The sequence below is a fragment of the Acinetobacter genomosp. 33YU genome (assembly GCF_001990725.1).
GTDB classification, from domain to species: Bacteria; Pseudomonadota; Gammaproteobacteria; order Pseudomonadales; family Moraxellaceae; genus Acinetobacter; species Acinetobacter seifertii.
Window position 1 is genome coordinate 1 of record NZ_LFZQ01000024.1, and the last position, 2,805, is coordinate 2,805.

At 35.6% G+C, this 2,805-nt stretch carries 5 protein-coding genes and 1 pseudogene; all 6 read right to left on the reverse strand.

Going from position 1 to position 2,805, the window contains the following annotated elements; all coding sequences use genetic code 11:
* Window positions 1-29 precede the first annotated feature (29 nt).
* The 6 genes and pseudogenes from AC056_RS19630 to AC056_RS18860 all read right to left on the reverse strand — a co-directional run bounded on the left by AC056_RS19630 (window position 30) and on the right by AC056_RS18860 (window position 2,349).
* Complete coding sequence (locus AC056_RS19630; RefSeq protein WP_167370375.1) at window positions 30-203, reverse strand: hypothetical protein; 174 nt, start codon at window positions 201-203, stop codon at window positions 30-32.
* 100 nt (window positions 204-303) lie between these two features.
* The gene (locus AC056_RS19635; protein WP_167370376.1) at window positions 304-474 is read right to left on the reverse strand and encodes a hypothetical protein; all 171 of its coding nucleotides are present in this window, start codon (window positions 472-474) and stop codon (window positions 304-306) included.
* 158 nt (window positions 475-632) lie between these two features.
* Window positions 633-890, reverse strand: coding sequence for a hypothetical protein (locus AC056_RS18845; RefSeq protein WP_077164453.1), 258 nt, complete (start codon window positions 888-890; stop codon window positions 633-635).
* A gap of 113 nt (window positions 891-1,003) precedes the next feature.
* A complete protein-coding gene (locus tag AC056_RS18850; protein WP_077164454.1) occupies window positions 1,004-1,261 on the reverse strand; it encodes a hypothetical protein in 258 nt (85 codons plus the stop codon).
* Window positions 1,261-1,977 (reverse strand): annotated as a pseudogene (locus AC056_RS18855) (Zonular occludens toxin); the annotation flags it as partial. The gene AC056_RS18850 and the pseudogene AC056_RS18855, both read right to left, overlap by 1 nt.
* Before the next feature lie 111 nt (window positions 1,978-2,088).
* Window positions 2,089-2,349: a major capsid protein gene (locus AC056_RS18860; protein ID WP_077164455.1), complete on the reverse strand. Its 261-nt coding sequence runs from the start codon at window positions 2,347-2,349 to the stop codon at window positions 2,089-2,091.
* Window positions 2,350-2,805 lie beyond the last annotated feature (456 nt).

The window sequence follows — 2,805 nt, forward strand, 5'->3', positions numbered from 1 at the left end:
GGACATCACATTATGCGAACTTTCAGATGCTAATCATGATCATCAAAATGTTGCTGATATTCTGAGTTAGGAATTAGATGATCACAGAGAGGGCAAAAAGTATATTCGACTCTAATTTTAGCCAAAACTTTTGAATTATTTACCCCACCATGAGAATAATAAGTAATCCAAATATCTTCTAACTCTTCTAAAGTAAATGTCATATTTTGCCAATCCTTCAAAAATCACAATTATTGATTTTATTCATTTTTTTGATACCAGGGCGAGCTCACCGGCTTGACTCGAGATGTAATAAAATGCCAATCAAGGGATGTATTGATCATCATGTTTTTGATATCGAAGTTCACGAATAAGAGATAAAAACACTGGAACAATAATAGAGATAGCAAGTAAAACAGTTAACAAAACATCAACCCATGTTGTCGGTGGTAACTCTGAAACCGATATTGCCAAATCTGAAAAATCTAGAACCATATATCCCCCTGCCGAAGTGTCTAGACTACGCCTTGAGACACTCAAAAATTGTACAAGATTTAATTGTTTACTCGATGTGTCTCAATTCCCCTGAAGACACTTCTCTATACAGCTACGTTACATCAAATAGACGGTTTTTGTAATCAAAGAGAAGAAATTCAGACCTTGTTTACATCAAAATTATCAGAGTTCACAAGTGAAAGAAATTGCTCATGTATAAGACGCTCGATCAACTGCTTCTTAGTTTCGTTACCGTGTGACACTAAGACAGATAACTCTGAAAAAATAACAGAATCTATTTGCATATCTAATCTACGAAGTGAATCTTTATCCCTATAAGCCCTTTGACGCTCTGAAACAGACTTAGGTTGAGACTTAAACGCATCAATTGTCTTGTTATCATGTTGATCTTTCATAGCGTTACCGTGTAACTAGTGGTGATTAAGCAACAATACTAAAAGTTACACGGTAACGCAAGAGTATTCATAAAATATAAGGAAGATTTTTAATCAAATAGAAGGCTTTGTAATCAAGGAGAAAGATGTTTATATCTTTTTCGACTTTCTTCAATAAGCTTATTACGTTGTTCTATCGGATAATATTTACCCTTAAATAAATATAAATAGCCCGTTTCAGTCCTAATTCTTTTTGGTCGCTCAAAGCGATAAGACAATACATTTAATACATTTGAAAAGAAGCCAGAAGTGATAAAACCTAGAATTGCTCCAGCCACAAAAATATTAAAAACGAATGTATTTAATACAGTAACATCTGACAATGACATCATTAAATTAACCCCTGTAATTTAGCTGCTTCGTATTTTGCTATCAATTCAACTTCTCTACGCTTAGCAGCAAAGTCAGCATTAGTTTGCTGAACTGATTGTGAAGAATCCTGTCTAACAAGTTGTTCTTGTTGTTTCTGAAAATAATTGAATGGTCTATCACCATCTTCCATAAGCTTACGACAATCAGATTGGCTTACATCATGCAAAACCGTACCTTGCTGTGTATAGGCAACATATTTGCCGTGTTTCTTCATACAGCCCGAAAAAACAGGCTTGGCCGTGACTTCATACTGAATTTGTGAAGTATCAACATCGTATGGACGATTAGGATTGTACTTAATAGCTATAGTATCCATTCGGACATCATTTTTAGCCTGTAATTCAGCATTTCGTTTCTCTGGATGCATCAAGTCAGCATATTGTTCTGGAGTAAGACCAGCCAAATAAGCATCTCTTTGAGCTTTTTCAGCAAGAGTCATACTGGAAGGATCTGGATTAGGTTGTGGTAAATCAGACTGAGTTTTTGTAGGAACCGAGTCTTTTTTAGCAGCATGATAATATTTGCTAACTACTGGATAACCAAACCAAAAACAAAGGCCAAAAATAGCCCCGACCATAGCAACACCCTTAATAAGTTTGGTCGGAATCTTAAATTTATGTGTATCTAAGACAGTGGATTCATACCAGTTAAAAACCTCCTTATTAGGCCTATAGAGAACAAATAGTAATTATTATGAAAATTAAATATTTAAAAAACTTCATAAAATCCCCCAACTTTCTAAATATTTAATTCTTATAAGATGGGGGTATTTCTACCCCCTGAGCTATTAGCTAAAGAAACCAGCTTTAACCCATTTAAATAAAACAGCGATTGCAGCTAAACCTAGCATTGCCGTACCGATGGCAATAAGCGCGGCTGAGCCGTCAGTAGTCAATGTTGATACTGGTGCAGTCACATCAACAACTGTACCCGCAGCATTAGCATTTGAAATTAGAGCAGCCCCAACAGCAGCACCTACCCCAAAACGTTGAACATTAGACAGTGTTAAAACACCGCGTTTTTCTTTTACAACAACTTGATTTTCCATAACGCTCTCCAAGGGTTAAAACCCCATTGCTCTTAGAATGATTCTGAACACGTACCAGAGACCATATAACAATGCGAATGCAACGAATAAAGCGGTAACTAGTGCCATGTCCAGATACCCAATACATGTTGTCTGGTCAGAACCATAGATCAAACAAGCCAACATAATTGAATCCTTTACTTGCGGTTTTTATAGTAGAAATAAAAACCCACTGGGTGAGCCAATATCCCTACTACCAAGAAGTAACAAACTAAATAGAAGATCATTAGATACACCCCAAAAATTAGTTAGCCTTCACATTTAGACATGTGAAAAGGCAAATGCTGACGATGAAAATATGAGTAACATTTAGGGCATTCCACTTGATTATCCCCCATAATCGATGTTATCTTTTTAATCATATATTCGCCTAAGTTATTGATTTAATTGACATATTATACATTATACGAAGTGTTT

Coding starts and splice junctions, on each gene's coding strand:
- AC056_RS18850 (WP_077164454.1), bottom strand. CDS start 1,261: ATGATGTCATTGTCAGATGTTACTGTATTAAATACATTCGTTTTTAAT.
- AC056_RS18845 (WP_077164453.1), bottom strand. CDS start 890: ATGAAAGATCAACATGATAACAAGACAATTGATGCGTTTAAGTCTCAA.
- AC056_RS19635 (WP_167370376.1), bottom strand. CDS start 474: ATGGTTCTAGATTTTTCAGATTTGGCAATATCGGTTTCAGAGTTACCA.
- AC056_RS19630 (WP_167370375.1), bottom strand. CDS start 203: ATGACATTTACTTTAGAAGAGTTAGAAGATATTTGGATTACTTATTAT.
- AC056_RS18860 (WP_077164455.1), bottom strand. CDS start 2,349: ATGGAAAATCAAGTTGTTGTAAAAGAAAAACGCGGTGTTTTAACACTG.